We start from the raw sequence: 16757 nt of genomic DNA on the forward strand, positions 1-16757 counted from the left end.
CTCTGTAACTACTTCGTCGCATTTTTATATTTTCGATATTCTTCCCAGAGCTTTTCCCGTAATTCTGGATCGGTTTCCCTGGTAGCCGCTTCACGGATTTGCCGCGCTACTACGTCGTCATCGGTACCGTTTGGAATATCTGCGGGAACCACTGGCTGAGAGCCCGTATGGTTGTACTCTCCCTGGCGACCTTTTGTGGGTAAGCCGGGGCCTGTTACTTGGCCGCTGGAATTGTTTTGCTGGGGGCCACCGCCACTGGGAGCTCCACTTCCCGGGGGGGCGGGGATTTCGGCTTCGGCAGATTCAATTAGGTCTTCCAGCGATTCTCCCGGTGGTGCCTCATCCATTACCTCCTCTTCAGACTCTTTGCCTGCAGAACCGGGTCTGTTGCGAACGTAATCACGTTCGCGAAGGATCATGCCATCGTAGCTCACCATGGTGGATTCAAAGCGACCTTCCAGTTCCGCGACTCTCTCTGCGGCGGTGCTGGGCGCTTCGTTAGGAGCGCTGCCAGTGCGAGCGGAACTGTTACTGGGCTGTCCTCCTGTGGAAGCACTGCTACTTGCGGACGAATTATTGGAGGCGGAGCTGCTGCTACTGCTACTCGATGAGGCGCTGGAAGCCGATGCGGTTTGTTCCTCCTCGGAGAAGTCGATCTCGTCTGGCGGGGTGCCATCCTGTCCAGAGGAGGGGTCGGGAGGCATACGGCGTTCATCCGGGGATTCCTGTGAGTCGCTATAGACTGGGGAAGAGGGAGAGCGACTGCGGGAATCTGCTGTTGGCATACTTTCTCCCGGTGAGCGCTCGCGGGAGGAGCGCTGATTGTCACTGGAAGCTGCTCCCGAATTTTGCTGAGACTCCCTCTGTGCTGTTGGCATATTTGCGCTGGGTTGACTCTTAGAGCGGCTGCCGGGTTGCCCACTACTGCTACTGGCAGATTGCGATTGGCTGGAGCTCTGAGAGCTGCTGCTGGATGAGGAGCTGCTCTGAGACTGGGATTGTGACTGTGACTGTGATTGGGAGCTGGAAGAGGGCATCGACGGCATTGCCGGCGGTTGCGACTGGGTTTGCTGGCTCTTACATCCAGCAATCGCTGTGGCCAGCACAGCGGCAGAGAACAGAGTGTGCCAGCTAATGCCCTGGCGGTGACTTTTTCGTACCGCTTTCCGAGTTGTCATCTCTTTTCTCCTAAAGGGCTTGGCGTTATGCCGGAGGCCGCGGAAAAATTTTTACGGCTCCCTGGCTGCCCAGAAAATGGCTGGTGTGGAAATTTAAAAGTAGTTGTTATTTGATTATTTGCGCGCTCTCCACAACCATCAGCCAGTAGCGGTAAAGAAAAATACTCAATCAAAGACAAAGCGTTGAACGATACCGCGAGTTTCTACCGCTTCGCCATCTTCAAAGCGTGGCCTGAATTTCGCACGCTTAAGAATTTTTCGTACCTTGGATCGAATTTGCACTTTATCGGATGGGTAGGCCCTGAGAATTTTAATATTGCGTGCTTTACCAAAGGCTGTGACGTCGTAGGAAACGGTGATATGAGAGTTGGCTAAGGCCTTGCTCTCCGATTCCAATATCGGGAGGGCCGGAAGCGCGATGGGACGACCAAAAATGTCATCGATTTCATCGCTGGAGGCACCGTTATCCCAGAGTGATTTATAAGCCTCTCCATAAGTGCGACGTGCGGAATGCCATTTGTTGAACATCATATACCAGTCGCCCAATTCAACTTTTGCTTTTGCGGATGCGGCTGGAGGTGATTGGGGATTTCGCTGGTAGACATCGACGATTCGGGTAATCGCCTTTTTACCGGTGTTGAAACTCTTCATCCGGTAATGATCAACCATACTGCGCTGGTTGATATCCGGGCCACCACCAAAGCTAGTATTGACGACGAGCGGTGCCTGGGGCTCTCCTTTGTAATTGGCCAGATAGTAATTCGTGGCTTTTAATCCGCGCAGTGCGTCTACCAGGCGCAGATCATTGGAGCCAAAATTTTTGGTGATGATATCCACCGCCAGGGTATAGAGCTTGGTGGCACTGATCAGGTGCTCGACGAGGGTCTCGCCTTTTTTCTCAACATAGGATTGTAGGTGCCAGCGACTCAGGTTATTGATGACGGGCAACATTCTTGGATCTTTCTTGCCGTAATTTTTTTCGTACAGCCAGTAGAGATACTGTTGGTTGTCGTTGGCCTCTTCCCATTGATTTAAGGCTATCTGGCTTTCAATCAGGCGCTCAATCATCGGAATTTGACTGAGGGAATAGAGCCCCTCATTCACTCTGTTGACCAGCATTGCGCGGCGGAACTCAGTCGCGGCTTCCTCGTGCGCTCCGGCTTTTTGCAGCGCGGTGGCCAGGCCTAACAGCTGTTCATCAATGCCAACACCATAGGCGCCGTACTCGGCTTCCAAGTCTTCAATACGTTCGCGGTAATAGTCGACAGCCTCTGAGGGACGCAGCTGTCTTCGGGTTTTTTTCAGGGGTTTGGAGGCGGCTTCAATAAAGGCCTGGGGAGGAGCCTTGGAGTCCTGGCTCACAGTGGCGTCATCTGCCGCAATGGCGCCGTTACACAGCAGTGCTGTGGCTGTAAACATCAAGCCGATAGCAAGGCGATTGCAGGTATCTATCTGTGTCACGATTGAACCACTTCCATTCCGGTTTACTTTGCCCACAGCTGTGCAATAGGCCTTAGCCATCACGCAGGGGGTGTGGATCTCGTCTCCGCCCGATCGCCGAAATGCCGGCAGATACGGTGGAAGCTCTCTCCTGAAATGTGGTTCTGTTACAACTCTGGGAGCCGTGTCATTTTTTACTCATAGGCCCATCAGAGAAGGCGCATCCGGAGGCTTATATTGCGCTCCTGGCTGCGTATTAAACAGTATAGCCAGCACCATCTGTCATCAGAGGGTTTGTGACGGAGACTTCGACCAACCGGTGAATTGGTTACCGGGATGCCTGCGAGCACCCTTTTGGTTTAGCAGCTGGGGAGAAATAGCAGTGCCGAAGGTCGGCAAGTAAGTGCCAAAAATTTTTAGAGTAAATTTATGTGACCACCTGTTGAGTTATGCGATGGAGGACGTAGGCGGCATTATCTGGATTATCATCCTATTAGGTGGGGTTTGATTAGGTGAAAAAGGCTAAATCGGTGGGGGCTGTGGTCAACACATTTGGATTGCTGAGCGACAGGCGCCATAATCAGCCGATTCGAATGAGAGGAGAGTGCCGGTGAGCATCTATATCGACCCCGAAGTGGCCGTGAGCCTGCGTGGATATGAAATGCCAGAGAGGTTGGGTTTCGGGACGGCAATGGCCCCTGTGATGTTTCGCGCCGTCTGCCAGGATGGCTGCTGGAGCCAGGGTGAACTGATTCCCTATGCTCCCCTGTCTTTAGATCCTGCAGCAAAGGTGCTGCACTACGCTCAATCGTGTTTTGAGGGCATGAAAGCCTATCGCACACAGGCAGGTGGTGTCGCTCTGTTCCGTCCTGAAAAAAATGCTGAGCGTATGGCCTATTCCGCCAAGCGCTTGTGTATGCCCCCGGTGCCAGAGACCTTGTTTCTTGATGCTGTGCGTACTGTCGCTGCCTACTGTGCCAACCTGATACCCGGCAATAGCGGTGAGTCGCTTTACTTGCGGCCTTTTCTGATCGGTACACAGGCGGACCTGACCGTGTCCGCCAGCACCTCTTATGAATTCTATGTGATCGCGAGCCCTTCGGAGGCTTACCACTCCGGAAGTATGCGCCTCTGGGTTGAGCGTGAAGATGCACGCGCCGCTGTGGGGGGCACGGGGGATGCCAAGGTTGGAGGTAACTATGCCGCCTCCTTATTGAGCGTTGGGCGGCTCAAGGAGCGTGGTTACGATCAATCCCTGTGGCTCAACCCGGCTGATCGCAATCATATCGACGAGCTCTCCGGCATGAACTTCTTTGCGGTGATTGAGGGGAAACTGCATACGCCGGCATTGACCGGCTCAATCCTAGAGGGCATTACGCGCTACTCATTATTAGAGCTCGCCAAAAGTTTGGGCTACCAAGTCGTAGAGGAATCCATCCCTATTGATAGGTTACTCAGCCAAATTGCCTCTGGTAGTTGTACCGAGGCTTTTGCCTGTGGCACCGCTGCTATTATCAGCCCAATTAGTGTTATTGGTGATGAAGAGCATTGTTACGAACTGTACCGGGCTCCGGGGCCTGTAGCTGAAACTTTGCGTCAGGCGCTTTTGGATATTCAGGAAGGGCGGGCGGAGGACCAATTTAACTGGATGCAGTCTGTTGAACCCGCGTGCTTCTGAGCCAAGTTAAATAATTAAAAATAGCCAGCTGCGAATCGGCGGCTGGTTATTTCTCGGTAGGCAAATACTAGGTAAAAAACAAACGATATTGCCCCACCTTTTTTCTTTCACTTTACGTAACCTGTTAGTCTGGGGTTGTTTGGTATCACCCTGCGCATAAAAAATGTTTCTGCGAGAAACGCGCATGTAAGCATTCCCGCCAATTGCTTTTCTGCGGTTGACTTGAACGACTGTTGCTCCTACAAATAAATCGAAACAAGAAGAAACGCACTGGAGCTTTGTGGGTGGCCTTTTGGTGGTACCTTCATATTGACCAGCAGTTCCAAGATCAATTTGACTAGATAGGCCGCACTCAGAGTTTCACAGAACCTGAGGAAAACAGAATGTTGACCCATATGTTCGGCCTTATGCTGCAACCTCGCAAGCAGTGGGAGCTGATCGGAAGCCTTCCTGAGAATAAACTACGCCGACAAATCCCCTACGTTATTATTTTGGCGTTATTTCCTGCAGTCGCCTGGTATTTTGGTACTACCCAGGTTGGCTGGAGTATTGGTACTGGAAATCCCGTAAAAATAACTGGGCAGAGCGCCTTGGAGTTGGTGGCGGTTTTCTACTTTACGATGGTATTGGCGGTAGTCTCCATAGGGTATTTTATCCACTGGATGGCCAGGACCTATGGTGCAGAGACGCACCCAATGAAGGGTATTGTTGTGGCAGGGTTTACCGCTACCCCAATATTTTTAGCGGGTATAGCCGGTATCTATCCGGTGTTATGGTTGGATATTTTACTGGCTACAGTGGCGGTTGCTTATGCGGTATATCTACTGTACCTAGGCATTCCTATTGTTATGGGGGTTTCTGAGGAGCGCGGATTTTTATTTGCCAGCGCGATCATCACAGTCTCCCTGGTTATCGCCGTAATGATTATGGTAGGTACGGTGTTGTTTTGGAGTTATGTGTCCGCTCCTGTTTTCCATTGAATTTACCTTCAACAGATTAATTTCTATGTTCTGCTACTGTTGCATGCCAGCCGGTCTTGCCTAGATCGTCTGGCATTCCTCTCTTAGTTTTTTCCTTTACTCAATATTGCCATAAGAAAGCTGTGCTATTTCTGCGGTGTGCACAATTAAAAAGAGACTGTTGCTCTTTGGAGGTTCTAATTGGGAAAGATAAATCCGAAACTCTCTGAATTTCTCAGAGAATACAATGAGTTGCTATTAGAGCAGAAAGCCAGAGATTGCCCTTTTAGTGTTATTGCTTCTCGAGATAGTTCGGAGAGGATGATTCGGGAGTACGTTACGGATATACCAGAGATTGAATGGGTCGTAGATGATGAGGTTTTTTCGTCGGGTTATACTGTGCCTGTGAGGATATTCCATCCTAATCCAGGTCTGGCATTGCCGGTGCTTTTATATCTTCACGGTGGTGGCCATATGGTTGATAGTGTAAAAGCCTACGATCCTATTTGTCGAAAAATGGCTATTGCATCGCAGCACATAGTGGTGGCCCCAGAGTACCGTCTCGCACCAGAAAACCCTTACCCGGCGAACGTTGAAGATACTTGTGCTGTAGCTCGTGGAATTTGGTCGACCCTGGCTCGGAGAAAAATTCACTGCCGTAAGGTTTTGTCTGTAGCGGGAGATTCTGCCGGCGGTTCCCTCTCAGCCACTTTATCTCACCTGGCACAGTTTGATAAAGGCATTGTGATCGAGAAGCAGGTGCTTATTTATCCATGTGTTGATTACACCGCGGAATGCCCATCCTATCAGAAATATGGTACTGGCTATTTCCTGGAGGCGGATAAATGTATCTGGTTTTTTGACAAGTACTTTAGGGAGGGGCAGTGTAGAAAAGTAGCCTCTCCATTGTATATGGATTTCACTGAGAGATTACCTAGGACCTTGGTGATTACCGCGGAGTTTTGTCCTTTATCTGATGAGGGAAAAATTTACTGTGAAAAAGTAATATCTGCAGGTGGATTTGCAAAAAATCTACATTTTGAGGGTGTAATACACGGTTTTTTAAATGTTGAGGACTTGCTTAAAGAAGTGTGTGCAGAGGCATACCGCAGTGCAGGTGAGTTTCTTAATGGTTAATAAAATATAAATAATTTAGCTAGGTTTATAGTGATATTCAAGGGTGTAGCCATTGTTGAGCTCTACCTTCTCAATGGTTTCTTTATCGATAGTTAATTCAATTTCTGTAATTGCGTTAATGATTTGAGTGGGTTGGGTATCAATGCACTGTATGCCCATTGATTCAATAGACCTGTCTTTGCTGTCAACAGAATATTCTAGCACTTGCAGATAAAGCGCATTCTCTCCATATAGAATTTTTATTCCCGGTCCACTGGACAATGAGATGGTATATTTTACCGCTCCCCAGGGGCCGTCACAGCGGATTGCCTGGTATTCAGCGGGGGGCGTTTGCGCCGAAATAGACTTGGACTGACTTTTTAAGGATGCTTCTTCTAGTATTTGCTGGGTATGGAATTGCGATCCCTCGGGAGTTTCTATTTTAATCTGAAGGGTGGCTTGAGCAAGAACCTGACTGCTCATAAAGAGAGAAGACATCAATAGCAGCTTGCGAAATTCCATCATTAATAATGATTCCTCGAAAGGGCAAGGGATGTAGATAACACCTTTAAAAAGATTACGTATTTGGTTGTATTAAGTGTCAAATCATAAAACCTATCGTGTAATCCGGTCTTGTAATTAATAATAGTGTCTTGATGGGTGTCTAGGGGTCGGATAATATGCAGAAGCTTGCCTAGCAAGTTTTTTTGCGCGACTTAATTGGTACATTCGTACCTATCGCTATCGAAAGTAGCTACTAACAACAATTCCAACAAAGGGTGAACCATGAAGATCTTGTCCTACATGGGGGTAGCCATCACATTATTGCTAGCCTCCGCCTGTGGCCAGGAAAGCGCCTCGCAATCAAATCCATCTACTGCGGATATCAGCTTCCAGAAACAATTGTTGAGACAGCTGATTGCCGCTAAACCTGGCGATACCATTGTTATTCCCGAGGGGGAATTTCAAATTGACCGCAGCCTTTCACTCAATGTTGATGATGTCACTATTCGAGGTATGGGGATGGATAAATCTATCCTTTCATTTAAGAGTCAAATCCAGGGGGCTGAAGGATTGTTGGTTAATGCTAACAACTTCACGATTGAAAACCTGGCAATAGAGGACACGGTTGGTGATGCTTTAAAAGTCAACGAGGGAGAAAATATTGTCATCCGCAACATCCGCGTTGAGTGGACGAATGGCCCGGCTACAGAAAATGGTGCCTACGGAATTTATCCAGTACAGACACAAAATACTTTGGTTGAGGGTTCAGTCGCCATTGGTGCCTCTGATGCTGGAATTTATGTAGGGCAATCCCGCAATGTGATCGTGCGTAACAATCGGGCCGAGTTTAATGTAGCTGGTATAGAAATAGAAAATACTATTGGTGCGGATGTTTATGGCAATGTAGCAACTAATAATACTGGTGGCATTTTGGTCTTTAATATGCCGAATTTACCTCAGCCAGGGCATAGCACCCGTATCTATAGCAACGAAATATTTAAAAATAATGTGGAAAATTTTGGGCATGAGGGCACTCCCGTAGCTGCGGTTCCTGCGGGTTCCGGTATTGTGATTAACTCCAATGATCAGGTTGAGATATTCGATAATAAAATCGCCGATAATGATACCGCGAACATCGTGGTGAGCAGCTATTTCACCGCGGGTTATTACAGTGATAAGTCAACCCAGGCGGACTTTGACCCCTACCCGGAAGGTATTTATATCTACAATAATCACTTTGTTGGTGGGGGGGCATCACCGGATCATCTCGAGCTGAAAGCGCTAAAAATTGCACGCTTTGGACTTGGGGGCAGTCTGCCCGATATTCTCTGGGATGGCGTAGTAGATACTAAAAAAATGTCCGAGGGTGTTTTGCCAACACATCTGAAACTTTGTATCGATAATGCCGATACAGGCATCTTAAACATAGACTTCCTGAATAATTATAAGAATATTTCCACCGATATTTCTGCACATCAGTGTCACCTGGAGAAGTTGCCGGAGATTGTTCTAGATTTTGAGCAGCCAGATGAAAAGACGAGCGCGGGTGACCATTTGGCAGTCTTGGAGGAGAAGGATGAATAAGTGGAAATATTGGGCCGGCGCTTTTCTTCTCCATGTAACCACGGTGATAGTTGCTCTAAGTGGCTGTGAAAAGCCTCGTTCCCCCGTTAATTTATTTGCTGAGGATGCTATCCCAGAGAGGCTTAGTGACTGGAATCTGATCAATATTATCGATGGAGGACTGATACCCAATGCGGGAGTACTCCCTTACGATTTAAATACTGGGCTTTTTACCGACTATGCCCATAAACTGCGAACCGTGTGGATGCCCAGCGGCACTTCGGCAGAGTATGGTGAGGAGCATTTTAACTACCCGGTAGGCACGGTACTCACCAAGACTTTTTACTACCCCAGGGGGGAGGGAGATACCGTCCTGCGCACGGAAAGTTTTACTCGTGACTACTTGGAGGGGCGCAGGGGTAAAGCCCTGGATATGCAGGCTGTACGCTTGGTTGAGACTCGACTGCTGGTAAAGCGTCGGGGCGGTTGGCAGGCTATCCCCTATATTTGGAATGCGGCACAAACTGAAGCGGTCTTTGAAATTGCTGGCGACACGACTCCTTTTAAATTGGTGAATAGCTCTGGCGATGTTTCTGAATTTACCTATGTGGTGCCCGATGCCAATCAGTGTGCCGGCTGCCATGCCGATAACTTTACCGGAAAGAAGATTTCGCCACTCGGCCCGAGAGCACGCCATTTGAACAAAAATTTTTCCTACCGTGATGGCACAGAAAACCAATTATTGTATTGGCAGAAAGTGGGATATCTTCGCGGTCTCCCGGCGATGGCATCACTTCCCAGCCAACCCAGTTATGCAGATACTTCAAAACCGCTGGAAGACAGGGCACGCGCCTACCTCGATATCAACTGTGGTCACTGCCACAACCCGGCCGGTGCAGCGGATACATCGGGGCTGATGCTTCATCACGGTGAAACAGATTGGCGCAGGATGGGACTGTGTAAACCCCCCGTTGCAGCGGGTACTGGCAGTGGTGGACGGGTTTTTGCCATAGTGCCGGGAGAGCCGGATCATTCCATTTTGAATTTTCGCGTGGAGTCCGTTGATCCCGGTGCGATGATGCCGGAGCTGGGACGAAGCCTGGTACATGAAGAGGGAGTGAATCTACTGCGCCAGTGGGTGACGGCTATGTCAGGCAGTTGCTCATAGCATCATGAGCTATATCAGGTCAGTTTTGAAAGGAAAAGGCGGCAAAGTGTTTTGGCACCATGCCGCTAACCTGTGAGATAGTCTTTATATTTCAGCCGTAGGCTGCGGTCTCGGCAACTTGAGTGGCTGTTGCGGGAATCAGGCCGCGAACCATCATGGTCACTGTGCGCTCAAGCAATGGGGAATCCAGTGCAATGGAGCCGTTTAAAATTTCATATTCCAGTTTGAGAATAGTGCCGTGAGCGATTTGTGCGGCGGCTTCTGGATCAACTACTCCCAGCAAATGGAAGAATTCCTGAATCAGGGACTCTCTCGCATGGTTTGACATGCGTACCGCCCGCGTCAGCTGTTCGTTGCGCAGTGCCTCATTGCGGAAGGCCAATTCGACCAAACGGCGGTCGCGATCTTCTGCTTGGTTGCGAACATGGGTGAGAATAAAGCGGGTTAGCTGTTGGACTAACAGTTTGTGACTACTACTCGAAGCGCGCTCTTGAGAGGAGAGGTTGCGGGCCGCGCTGAAACTCTCTTCTTGAAGTTGGCGTGTGCTCTCCAGCCCCTGCTCAACGAAGTAAGTGAATGAATCACTGATCAGGTCGTTGAGGTCTTTAAAGTAGTAGGTAGTCGCTGCCAGCGGCACATTGGCTTCGCGGGCTACGGCGCGGTGACGAATACCGCGAATCCCTTCTTTAACGATCAGTCGCAGGGTGGCCTCCAGGATGGCCTTGCGGCGCAGGCGGCTGTCGGCTCGCTGTGCGCGGCGGCCGTGATAGACCAGATCAGACTTTCCGTTGTCTACAGTCATAGCAGTATCCCTGTTCTTTTTGTGTTGGCTCCGATGGCTCTAGCAAGCTGTTCGGTCGTGCCATTCTAGCCAAACGAATTCAAAAAGAGGCAATAAAGCTATTACATTTGATTACACGAAGATTGCACCAGTCAGAGGCTTTATGCGTAGTTCCTCTGCGTGAATATCCTCATATTGGTGCAATAATTTACCGAGGCTATTTTGTGCATAAGATAATAAAGATTTATATGCCAATTACAGGCCTTTAGATCACCGGAAAATGGGAATTGCCTGGCATATGGACCGGCGACAATCAAATAGCTTTCGCTACACTTATTGATTGTCGCGGAGAATGAAGCCTGAGCCGGGTGGCTTTAAGAGATTTTTCCAGTAACACGCACTCGTTTGGAGCCAGGCACAATTTTGATTTGCTGGCTACGACGGCGCTCAATCCCTGCATCGATGGCATTTTTGGCTGCGATCAGCAGACCGGCCACCAAAAATGCACCGGGCGGCAACACAGCCACCAGTACGCCGGGATAATCATTTCCCAGCAGCTGTAGACTCCAGTCTTTGGCCATGGGGCCCAGCAGTAGATCCATATCCGAAAATAAGGTGCCCTGGCCGAGTATTTCCCGCACGGCGCCGATGGCAATCAAAACCGCCGTAAAACCAACACCCATCATAAAACCATCCACCAGTGATGGCAGCACCGAGTTTTTGCTGGCGAAGGCATCGGCGCGTCCGAGAATGGCGCAGTTGGTAACAATCAATGGAATAAATATCCCCAGCACCAGGTAGAGCTCATAGGTGAAAGCTTTCATCAAGAGTTCGACACAGGTGACGAAGGTGGCAATGATCATCACCGAGGCTGGCAGCCGCACTGTATCGGGCATCTGTCGCCGCACCATCGAGACCGCCAGGTTGGAACAGGTGAGCACGCCGGTGGTGGCGAGCCCCAGGCCAATAGCGTTGACTACGGAGCCGGTAACCGCCAACAAGGGGCAGAGCCCCAGCAGTTGCACCAGGGCGGGGTTATTTTTCCAGAGCCCATTGTGGGTAATTTCTGCGTAACCGGGAGTCGCCATCAATTCTGCTCCGTTTTGGGCTGAGCCTCGTCAGTATTTTCCGCTTCGGGGTTCTGCACCTCCACGGCTCGCTTGGACACCGGCGCGCTAAAAATCTGCTGATGGTTTTTGGCGACAAACTCCAGTACCTGGTGCACTTCCGCAACCACGGCGCGTGGGGTAATGGTGGCGCCGGTAAACTGGTCGAAGACGCCGCCATCTTTTTGCACCTTCCATTCATTAGAGGGTGGGTTTTTCAGTGAAAGGCCATCGAACTGAAGTATCCAATTGCTTTTCTTCAGCTCCACTTTATCACCGAGGCCCGGAGTTTCGCTGTGGCTGGTCACCCGTACACCGGCGATGGTGCCGTCGCGGTTTACACCCACCAGCATCTTGATCGGGCCTGAGTAACCATCCGGGGCAACAGCCGGCACAATAACCGCTGAAATTTTACCGTTTTGCCCACGCGCCAAGTTGATGTCGCCACCCTGGGTAAGTCCCAGCTGTTTCCAGTAAGTCTTGGGAATCGGATAAGTATCCACAAGCAGGTCATTGCTGTGGCGATCCAGGGGAATTATTTCCAATAGGGCCTTGGCCGAGGCCGCGCGTATCGCCCGCTCAATGGGCTCCCGGGTAGTGATCTGGGTGACTGCCAGAGTACCAGCGGTGACCAGGGCGAACAGGGTCAGCACGACGGCATTGGAGGCCATAGACTGCTTAAGCATCAGTGCTCCTCCAGGTCAGTGGCGCGACGTGCCCGCTTGTGACCATAGGTGCGCGGCAGAGTGTAATTATCGATGGTGGGCGCGGCAAAGTTCATCAACAGTACCGCGAAGGCCACCGCATCCGGGTAGCTGCCCCAAGCGCGGATAATATAAGTGAAGAGTCCAACACCGGCGCCAAAGATCAGGCGTCCTTTATTGCTGGTACAGCCACTGACTGGATCGGTGATAATGAAAAAGGCCCCGAACATAGTGGCGCCGGAGAACAGATGCAGCAGTGGGGAGCCTTCGGAAAGGGAGCTGCCGCTGTCGTAGAAAAACAGGGATAGCAGTGTGAGGGTTGCGAGCATGGCTACCGGCGCGTGCCAGGTGATAATGCCGCGAAACAATAGAAACAGCCCGCCCAGCAGGAATCCGACACTGATGGTTTCCCAGCCGGCCCCAGCAAAAGTCCCCTGACTGAAAACCGGTTCCATCTCGTAGAGTTGTGACAGCAGCACCGACTCGTTGAGGCGCACGATTTCTAACGGCGTGGCGCGGGTGAAACCATCCACATTGTAACTGCCGAAGACCAGGGAGATCGCCTCGCCGATATCCGGTGCGCCACCAATCACATCCGCCGCGCCAACCCAGCGAGTCATATCCACCGGGAAACTAATCAGCAAAACGACATAGCCCACCATGGCCGGGTTGAAAGGGTTGTAGCCCATACCGCCATACAGCTGTTTGGCCAGTACTATGGCCACGGCACTGCCGACGACTGGCAGCCACCAGGCGCAGTATGGGGGTAGGGCGATACCTAGTAACAGTGCCGTAACCAGGGCGCTGTAGTCTCGCAAGTAAAAGGCGACGGGCCTGTCCCGCAGCTTCATGATTGCGGCTTCGCACAGCAGTGCGGTAATTACGGATAGGGTGATATTGATCAGCACGCCGATGCCGAAATAAATCACCATGGCCAGAACACCGGGTGCGGTGGCGGCCGCTACCTGCAACATGACTTTGGCGGTGTTATCGCCGGAGCGGGCGTGGGGGGAGGTGGCTCGCATCAGGGACATTACTGGTGACCATCCTGTGCGGCTTGTTGCTCTCGCATCTTGTCTTCCAACTTTTTCTGCAGCTTTTCCAAGGCGGTTTCAAAGGCCGCCAGGTTGGCATCATTTTCACTTTTGGCTTTTTGCAGCCTTGCCTCGGCTTTGCCGAGACGCTTCTGCAGTGCCTCGATATCTGCGGCGAGTCTCTCGGCATCACTCATTTGAGAGCGGGCTTCTGCGGAGGCGCGGGCTTTGGTGATGGCGCGCACCGCAGCGCTGGTCTCTTCCTGACTGGGTTCCCTGGCGGGATCGCGATCGGCACGGCGCTTGGCCAGGGTGAGTTTTTGCTCGGCTTCTTGCAGCTTTAACTCTGCGGCCTTGAGTTGGGCCGCCAGCTGATCGCGCTGGCCATCTTCTGCGGCCTCCAGTTTACTGCGCAGGCGTTCGACACGGCTTTCGGCGCTGGAGAAGGTGCGCTGGGCACGGGCGAGCAGCTGCTGGGGGTCCTCCTGGCGGGATTTAACTCGAGCCAGGGCCGCGGCGACGATATCTGCCTGCTGTTTACTCTCTTTGGCTTCCTCGGACTCGGGGCTCTGCTCGCGCTGTTGTCGCGCCAGTTCGGCGGCTTTGCGGCGTGCCTCGCGCTTGGCCTCTTTTTCTTTCTCGGCCTTTTCCAGACGAAGCTTGCGGAACTCAAAGCGATCGCGGGCGCGATCGGATTTTTCTTTCTCCTCTTCCGCCAGGCGTATTGCCCCTTTGGCGGCGCGGTAATACTGCACCAGCGGAATGGTACTGGGGCAGACATAGGAGCAGGCGCCGCATTCGATACAGTCGAAGAGGTTATAAGCTTGCAACTTTTCGCGCTCATCGGCGCGTGCATACCAGTACAGCTGTTGCGGTAACAGTGAAGCGGGGCAGGCCTCGGCGCAGTAACCACAGCGAATACAGGCCTTGGCTACCGGTGCTGGTGGCAGTTCCTTGTTGGTAGGCACCAAAAGGCAGTTGGTGGTTTTGACAACAGGGGCGCGCTCATCGTCGATGGTGTAACCCATCATGGGGCCGCCAATAATCACCTTTTGCATCTTGCCGCGGTGGATACCGTGGTGCTTGAGAATATGGTCAATAGGAGTGCCGATGGGCACTTCGATATTGCGCTGGTGCTCCAGGGCTTGCCCAACAACCGTGGTTACCCGGCTGATTAGAGGTTCACCAAAGTGAACGGCGCGATAAATGGCCCTCGCGGTACCCACGTTCTGGCAGACGATGCCGACATTGGCTGGCAGACCCTGGTTGGGTACCTCGCGGCCAGTGAGAATCTGGATGAGTTGCTTTTCACCACCAGAGGGGTACTTGGTGGGAAATACCACGATATCAAAACGGCTACCCTTGGCAGCTTCGCGCATGGCGGCAATAGCCTGCGGCTTATTGTCTTCAATCCCGATCAACACGCGCTCGGGCTCATCGAGAATATAAGAGATGATGCCAACCCCGGCGATAATCTCTTCGGCGCGCTCGCGCATCAGCATATCGTCGGCGGTAATGTAGGGTTCGCACTCGGTGCCGTTAATGATCAGGGTGTCTATTTCCGCCCCGCCGTGGGGGTCGAGCTTCACCGCGGTGGGGAAACCCGCACCGCCCATACCGGCGATACCACAGTCGCGAATTTTCTCCAGCAGTTCAACCGGAGAAAGCTGGGTGTAATCCTCACAGGGTTGCAGTTCACACCAGCGATCCTCGCCGTCGGTGCGGATCACGATACTGTCCTCGGCGAGCCCCGAGGGATGGGGGACGGCGCAGGGCTCAATGGCGACGACTTTGCCGGAACTGGGGGCGTGCACAGGGCAGCTGATCAGGCCATCTGCCTCGGCAATTTTTTGGCCCTTCAATACGTCATCACCGAGCTTGACCAGGGGCAGTGCAGTGGCGCCACCGTGTTGCAACAGAGGCACGATGAGGTCCTCGGCCAGGGGAACACTGCCAATGGGTTCGCCGGTACTCTGCTTCTTGTTTTCTGGTGGATGCACGCCGCCGTGGAAATCGTTGGGTCGCAACTCCCGCGCCTTTTCACTGGCAATCAGTTGCGCCTCGCGAGCGGCGCGACGCTCTTCTACCGCTTCGCGCCGTTGGTCTTTTTCCTGCAGCGCTACCTGGTTTTCATTTTCGGGGTTCAAACTGCACCTCCCCGTTGATCTGTTGGCTGGGTGCGACGGTCGGTGGCAATCAGCTGGATACCGTCCTCGGGCTTTTGTGGGTGCCAGTCTTGCAGCGGCGTTTCCAGAGGTACCATATCGATACAGTCCACCGGGCAGGGCTCCACGCAAAGATCACAGCCGGTGCACTCGTCGGAAATTACGGTGTGCATATATTTGGCTGCGCCGGCGATGGCATCCACCGGGCAGGCCTGGATGCACTTGGTGCAGCCAATGCATTCGGCCTCGCGAATAAAGGCCACTCTTTTTACGTCTTCGACTCCATGCTCCGCATCCAGGGGCATGGGCTCCATATCCAGCAGGTTGGCCAGCTCGTTGATGGTGGCCTGGCCACCTGGAGGGCACTTGTTGATGGCGTCGCCGTGCACAATCGCTTCGGCATAGGGGCGGCAGCCGGGATAGCCACACTGTCCGCACTGGGTTTGCGGCAACAGGGCATCGACCTGTTCTACTAGAGGATCCCCCTCCACCTTAAAACGAATGGCGGCAAAACCCAGCAGGGCGCCAAACACCAGTGCCATACCGCCGAGTACCAGCAGGGGGTAGGAAATTTCAGAAATCCAGTCCAGCATCATGCAACCCTATACCAGACCGCTAAAGCCCATAAATGCCAGGGACATCAGCCCCGCGGTAACCATGCCAATAGCGGCGCCGCGAAATGGTAGCGGCACATCTGCAGCAAACAGCCGCTCGCGCATGGAGGAAAAAAGAATTAATACCAGGGAGAAGCCCACGGCGGCGCCAAAGCCATACAGGGTGGACTGCATAAATGTATGGGCCTTCATAGTGTTTTGCAGCGCAACGCCCAGTACCGCACAGTTAGTGGTAATTAGCGGCAGAAAAACACCCAGTACCTTGTACATCAGCGGGCTGGTTTTTTCGATAAACATCCGGGCGAACTGCACCACTACCGCGATCACCAGAATAAAGGAGATGGTGCGGAGATACTCGATGCCAAAGGGTTCGAGCAAATAGGTATTCACCAGGTAGGAGCAGATCGAGGCCAGCGTGAGCACAAAAGTCGTGGCGCCGGCCATGCCCACGGCGGTCTCCAGTTTATTGGAGACGCCCATAAAGGGGCACAGCCCGAGAAACTGCACCAACACGTAGTTGTTGACCAGGATGGTGCTGAGCAGGATGACTGCAAATTCGGTCATAACAGGTCCGGTTGAAGCCCAGGGACAAAGTAGTGCGAGTGCCTTGGCGGAGTCGAGGCGCCCCGGTGAGTGGCTCCAGCCTTGGGCTCCGTCGAATGTCGCGCAGGGCCGGTATTATGGGTGAGACGCGGGGGGCCTTCAACTCGATGGCGGATCTTCTGGCAGCGGAGACGCCCGTCGCCC

The 16757-nt window shown here is 52.4% G+C and carries 15 protein-coding genes; 5 read left to right on the forward strand and 10 right to left on the reverse strand.

What is annotated here, in order from left to right; translation table 11 throughout:
• Positions 1–8: 8 nt before the first annotated feature.
• A complete protein-coding gene (locus tag ACJJID_RS00585) occupies positions 9–1178 on the reverse strand; it encodes a hypothetical protein (protein WP_444921043.1) in 1170 nt (389 codons plus the stop codon).
• A 165-nt stretch (positions 1179–1343) separates the two neighbouring features.
• Positions 1344–2639 (reverse strand): tetratricopeptide repeat protein, encoded by a 1296-nt coding sequence (locus tag ACJJID_RS00590; RefSeq protein WP_253868830.1) that lies wholly within the window; start codon positions 2637–2639, stop codon positions 1344–1346.
• A gap of 589 nt (positions 2640–3228) precedes the next feature.
• Between ACJJID_RS00590 and ACJJID_RS00595 the strand changes: the two genes are divergently transcribed.
• The 3 genes from ACJJID_RS00595 to ACJJID_RS00605 all read left to right on the forward strand — a co-directional run bounded on the left by ACJJID_RS00595 (position 3229) and on the right by ACJJID_RS00605 (position 6392).
• Positions 3229–4296: a branched-chain amino acid aminotransferase gene (locus ACJJID_RS00595; RefSeq protein ID WP_444921044.1), complete on the forward strand. Its 1068-nt coding sequence runs from the start codon at positions 3229–3231 to the stop codon at positions 4294–4296.
• A 383-nt stretch (positions 4297–4679) separates the two neighbouring features.
• The gene (locus tag ACJJID_RS00600; RefSeq protein ID WP_444921045.1) at positions 4680–5276 is read left to right on the forward strand and encodes a Yip1 family protein; all 597 of its coding nucleotides are present in this window, start codon (positions 4680–4682) and stop codon (positions 5274–5276) included.
• Positions 5277–5456: 180 nt separating this feature from the next.
• Complete coding sequence (locus ACJJID_RS00605) at positions 5457–6392, forward strand: alpha/beta hydrolase (RefSeq protein ID WP_444921046.1); 936 nt, start codon at positions 5457–5459, stop codon at positions 6390–6392.
• A gap of 15 nt (positions 6393–6407) precedes the next feature.
• On the opposite strand, the gene ACJJID_RS00610 is transcribed toward ACJJID_RS00605, so the two are convergent.
• Positions 6408–6896 carry a hypothetical protein gene (locus ACJJID_RS00610; protein WP_444921047.1) on the reverse strand — a complete coding sequence of 163 codons (489 nt, stop codon included), beginning with the start codon at positions 6894–6896 and terminating at the stop codon, positions 6408–6410.
• Positions 6897–7157: 261 nt separating this feature from the next.
• Here ACJJID_RS00610 and ACJJID_RS00615 point away from each other — a divergent pair, with 261 nt between their 5' ends.
• Together ACJJID_RS00615 and ACJJID_RS00620 are read left to right on the forward strand one after the other, a co-directional pair.
• Positions 7158–8459 (forward strand): parallel beta-helix domain-containing protein, encoded by a 1302-nt coding sequence (locus ACJJID_RS00615; RefSeq protein ID WP_444921048.1) that lies wholly within the window; start codon positions 7158–7160, stop codon positions 8457–8459.
• On the forward strand, positions 8452–9606 hold the full coding sequence (locus ACJJID_RS00620; RefSeq protein WP_444921049.1) for an SO2930 family diheme c-type cytochrome: 1155 nt from the start codon (positions 8452–8454) through the stop codon (positions 9604–9606). Before ACJJID_RS00615 ends, ACJJID_RS00620 begins: the two co-directional genes overlap by 8 nt.
• 91 nt (positions 9607–9697) lie before the next feature.
• Here the strand turns inward: ACJJID_RS00620 and ACJJID_RS00625 are convergent, their stop codons facing one another.
• The 7 genes from ACJJID_RS00625 to rsxA form a co-directional block, all read right to left on the reverse strand.
• Positions 9698–10408 (reverse strand): TetR/AcrR family transcriptional regulator, encoded by a 711-nt coding sequence (locus tag ACJJID_RS00625; RefSeq protein WP_152451468.1) that lies wholly within the window; start codon positions 10406–10408, stop codon positions 9698–9700.
• A 353-nt stretch (positions 10409–10761) separates the two neighbouring features.
• The gene (locus ACJJID_RS00630; protein ID WP_444921050.1) at positions 10762–11475 is read right to left on the reverse strand and encodes an electron transport complex subunit E; all 714 of its coding nucleotides are present in this window, start codon (positions 11473–11475) and stop codon (positions 10762–10764) included.
• Positions 11475–12179 (reverse strand): electron transport complex subunit RsxG, encoded by a 705-nt coding sequence (gene rsxG / locus ACJJID_RS00635; RefSeq protein ID WP_444921051.1) that lies wholly within the window; start codon positions 12177–12179, stop codon positions 11475–11477. The genes ACJJID_RS00630 and rsxG overlap by 1 nt, the downstream gene beginning before the upstream one ends.
• Positions 12179–13231, reverse strand: coding sequence for an electron transport complex subunit RsxD (gene rsxD, locus ACJJID_RS00640; RefSeq protein ID WP_152451474.1), 1053 nt, complete (start codon positions 13229–13231; stop codon positions 12179–12181). Before rsxD ends, rsxG begins: the two co-directional genes overlap by 1 nt.
• Positions 13231–15378: an electron transport complex subunit RsxC gene (rsxC, locus tag ACJJID_RS00645; protein WP_444921052.1), complete on the reverse strand. Its 2148-nt coding sequence runs from the start codon at positions 15376–15378 to the stop codon at positions 13231–13233. The genes rsxD and rsxC overlap by 1 nt, the downstream gene beginning before the upstream one ends.
• Complete coding sequence (rsxB, locus tag ACJJID_RS00650; protein WP_152456087.1) at positions 15375–15989, reverse strand: electron transport complex subunit RsxB; 615 nt, start codon at positions 15987–15989, stop codon at positions 15375–15377. The genes rsxC and rsxB overlap by 4 nt, the downstream gene beginning before the upstream one ends.
• Before the next feature lie 9 nt (positions 15990–15998).
• Positions 15999–16574, reverse strand: coding sequence for an electron transport complex subunit RsxA (gene rsxA, locus ACJJID_RS00655; RefSeq protein WP_020411915.1), 576 nt, complete (start codon positions 16572–16574; stop codon positions 15999–16001).
• Positions 16575–16757 lie beyond the last annotated feature (183 nt).

It is taken from the genome of Microbulbifer sp. CnH-101-G (genome assembly GCF_052466775.1).

Excerpts from the sequence above, each read along its gene's own strand:
- rsxG (WP_444921051.1), bottom strand. The coding sequence starts at position 12,179 with ATGCTTAAGCAGTCTATGGCCTCCAATGCCGTCGTGCTGACCCTGTTC.
- ACJJID_RS00625 (WP_152451468.1), bottom strand. The coding sequence starts at position 10,408 with ATGACTGTAGACAACGGAAAGTCTGATCTGGTCTATCACGGCCGCCGC.
- rsxD (WP_152451474.1), bottom strand. The coding sequence starts at position 13,231 with ATGTCCCTGATGCGAGCCACCTCCCCCCACGCCCGCTCCGGCGATAAC.
- rsxA (WP_020411915.1), bottom strand. The coding sequence starts at position 16,574 with ATGACCGAATTTGCAGTCATCCTGCTCAGCACCATCCTGGTCAACAAC.
- ACJJID_RS00615 (WP_444921048.1), top strand. The coding sequence starts at position 7,158 with ATGAAGATCTTGTCCTACATGGGGGTAGCCATCACATTATTGCTAGCC.
- ACJJID_RS00600 (WP_444921045.1), top strand. The coding sequence starts at position 4,680 with ATGTTGACCCATATGTTCGGCCTTATGCTGCAACCTCGCAAGCAGTGG.
- ACJJID_RS00585 (WP_444921043.1), bottom strand. The coding sequence starts at position 1,178 with ATGACAACTCGGAAAGCGGTACGAAAAAGTCACCGCCAGGGCATTAGC.
- rsxB (WP_152456087.1), bottom strand. The coding sequence starts at position 15,989 with ATGCTGGACTGGATTTCTGAAATTTCCTACCCCCTGCTGGTACTCGGC.
- ACJJID_RS00620 (WP_444921049.1), top strand. The coding sequence starts at position 8,452 with ATGAATAAGTGGAAATATTGGGCCGGCGCTTTTCTTCTCCATGTAACC.
- ACJJID_RS00630 (WP_444921050.1), bottom strand. The coding sequence starts at position 11,475 with ATGGCGACTCCCGGTTACGCAGAAATTACCCACAATGGGCTCTGGAAA.
- ACJJID_RS00610 (WP_444921047.1), bottom strand. The coding sequence starts at position 6,896 with ATGATGGAATTTCGCAAGCTGCTATTGATGTCTTCTCTCTTTATGAGC.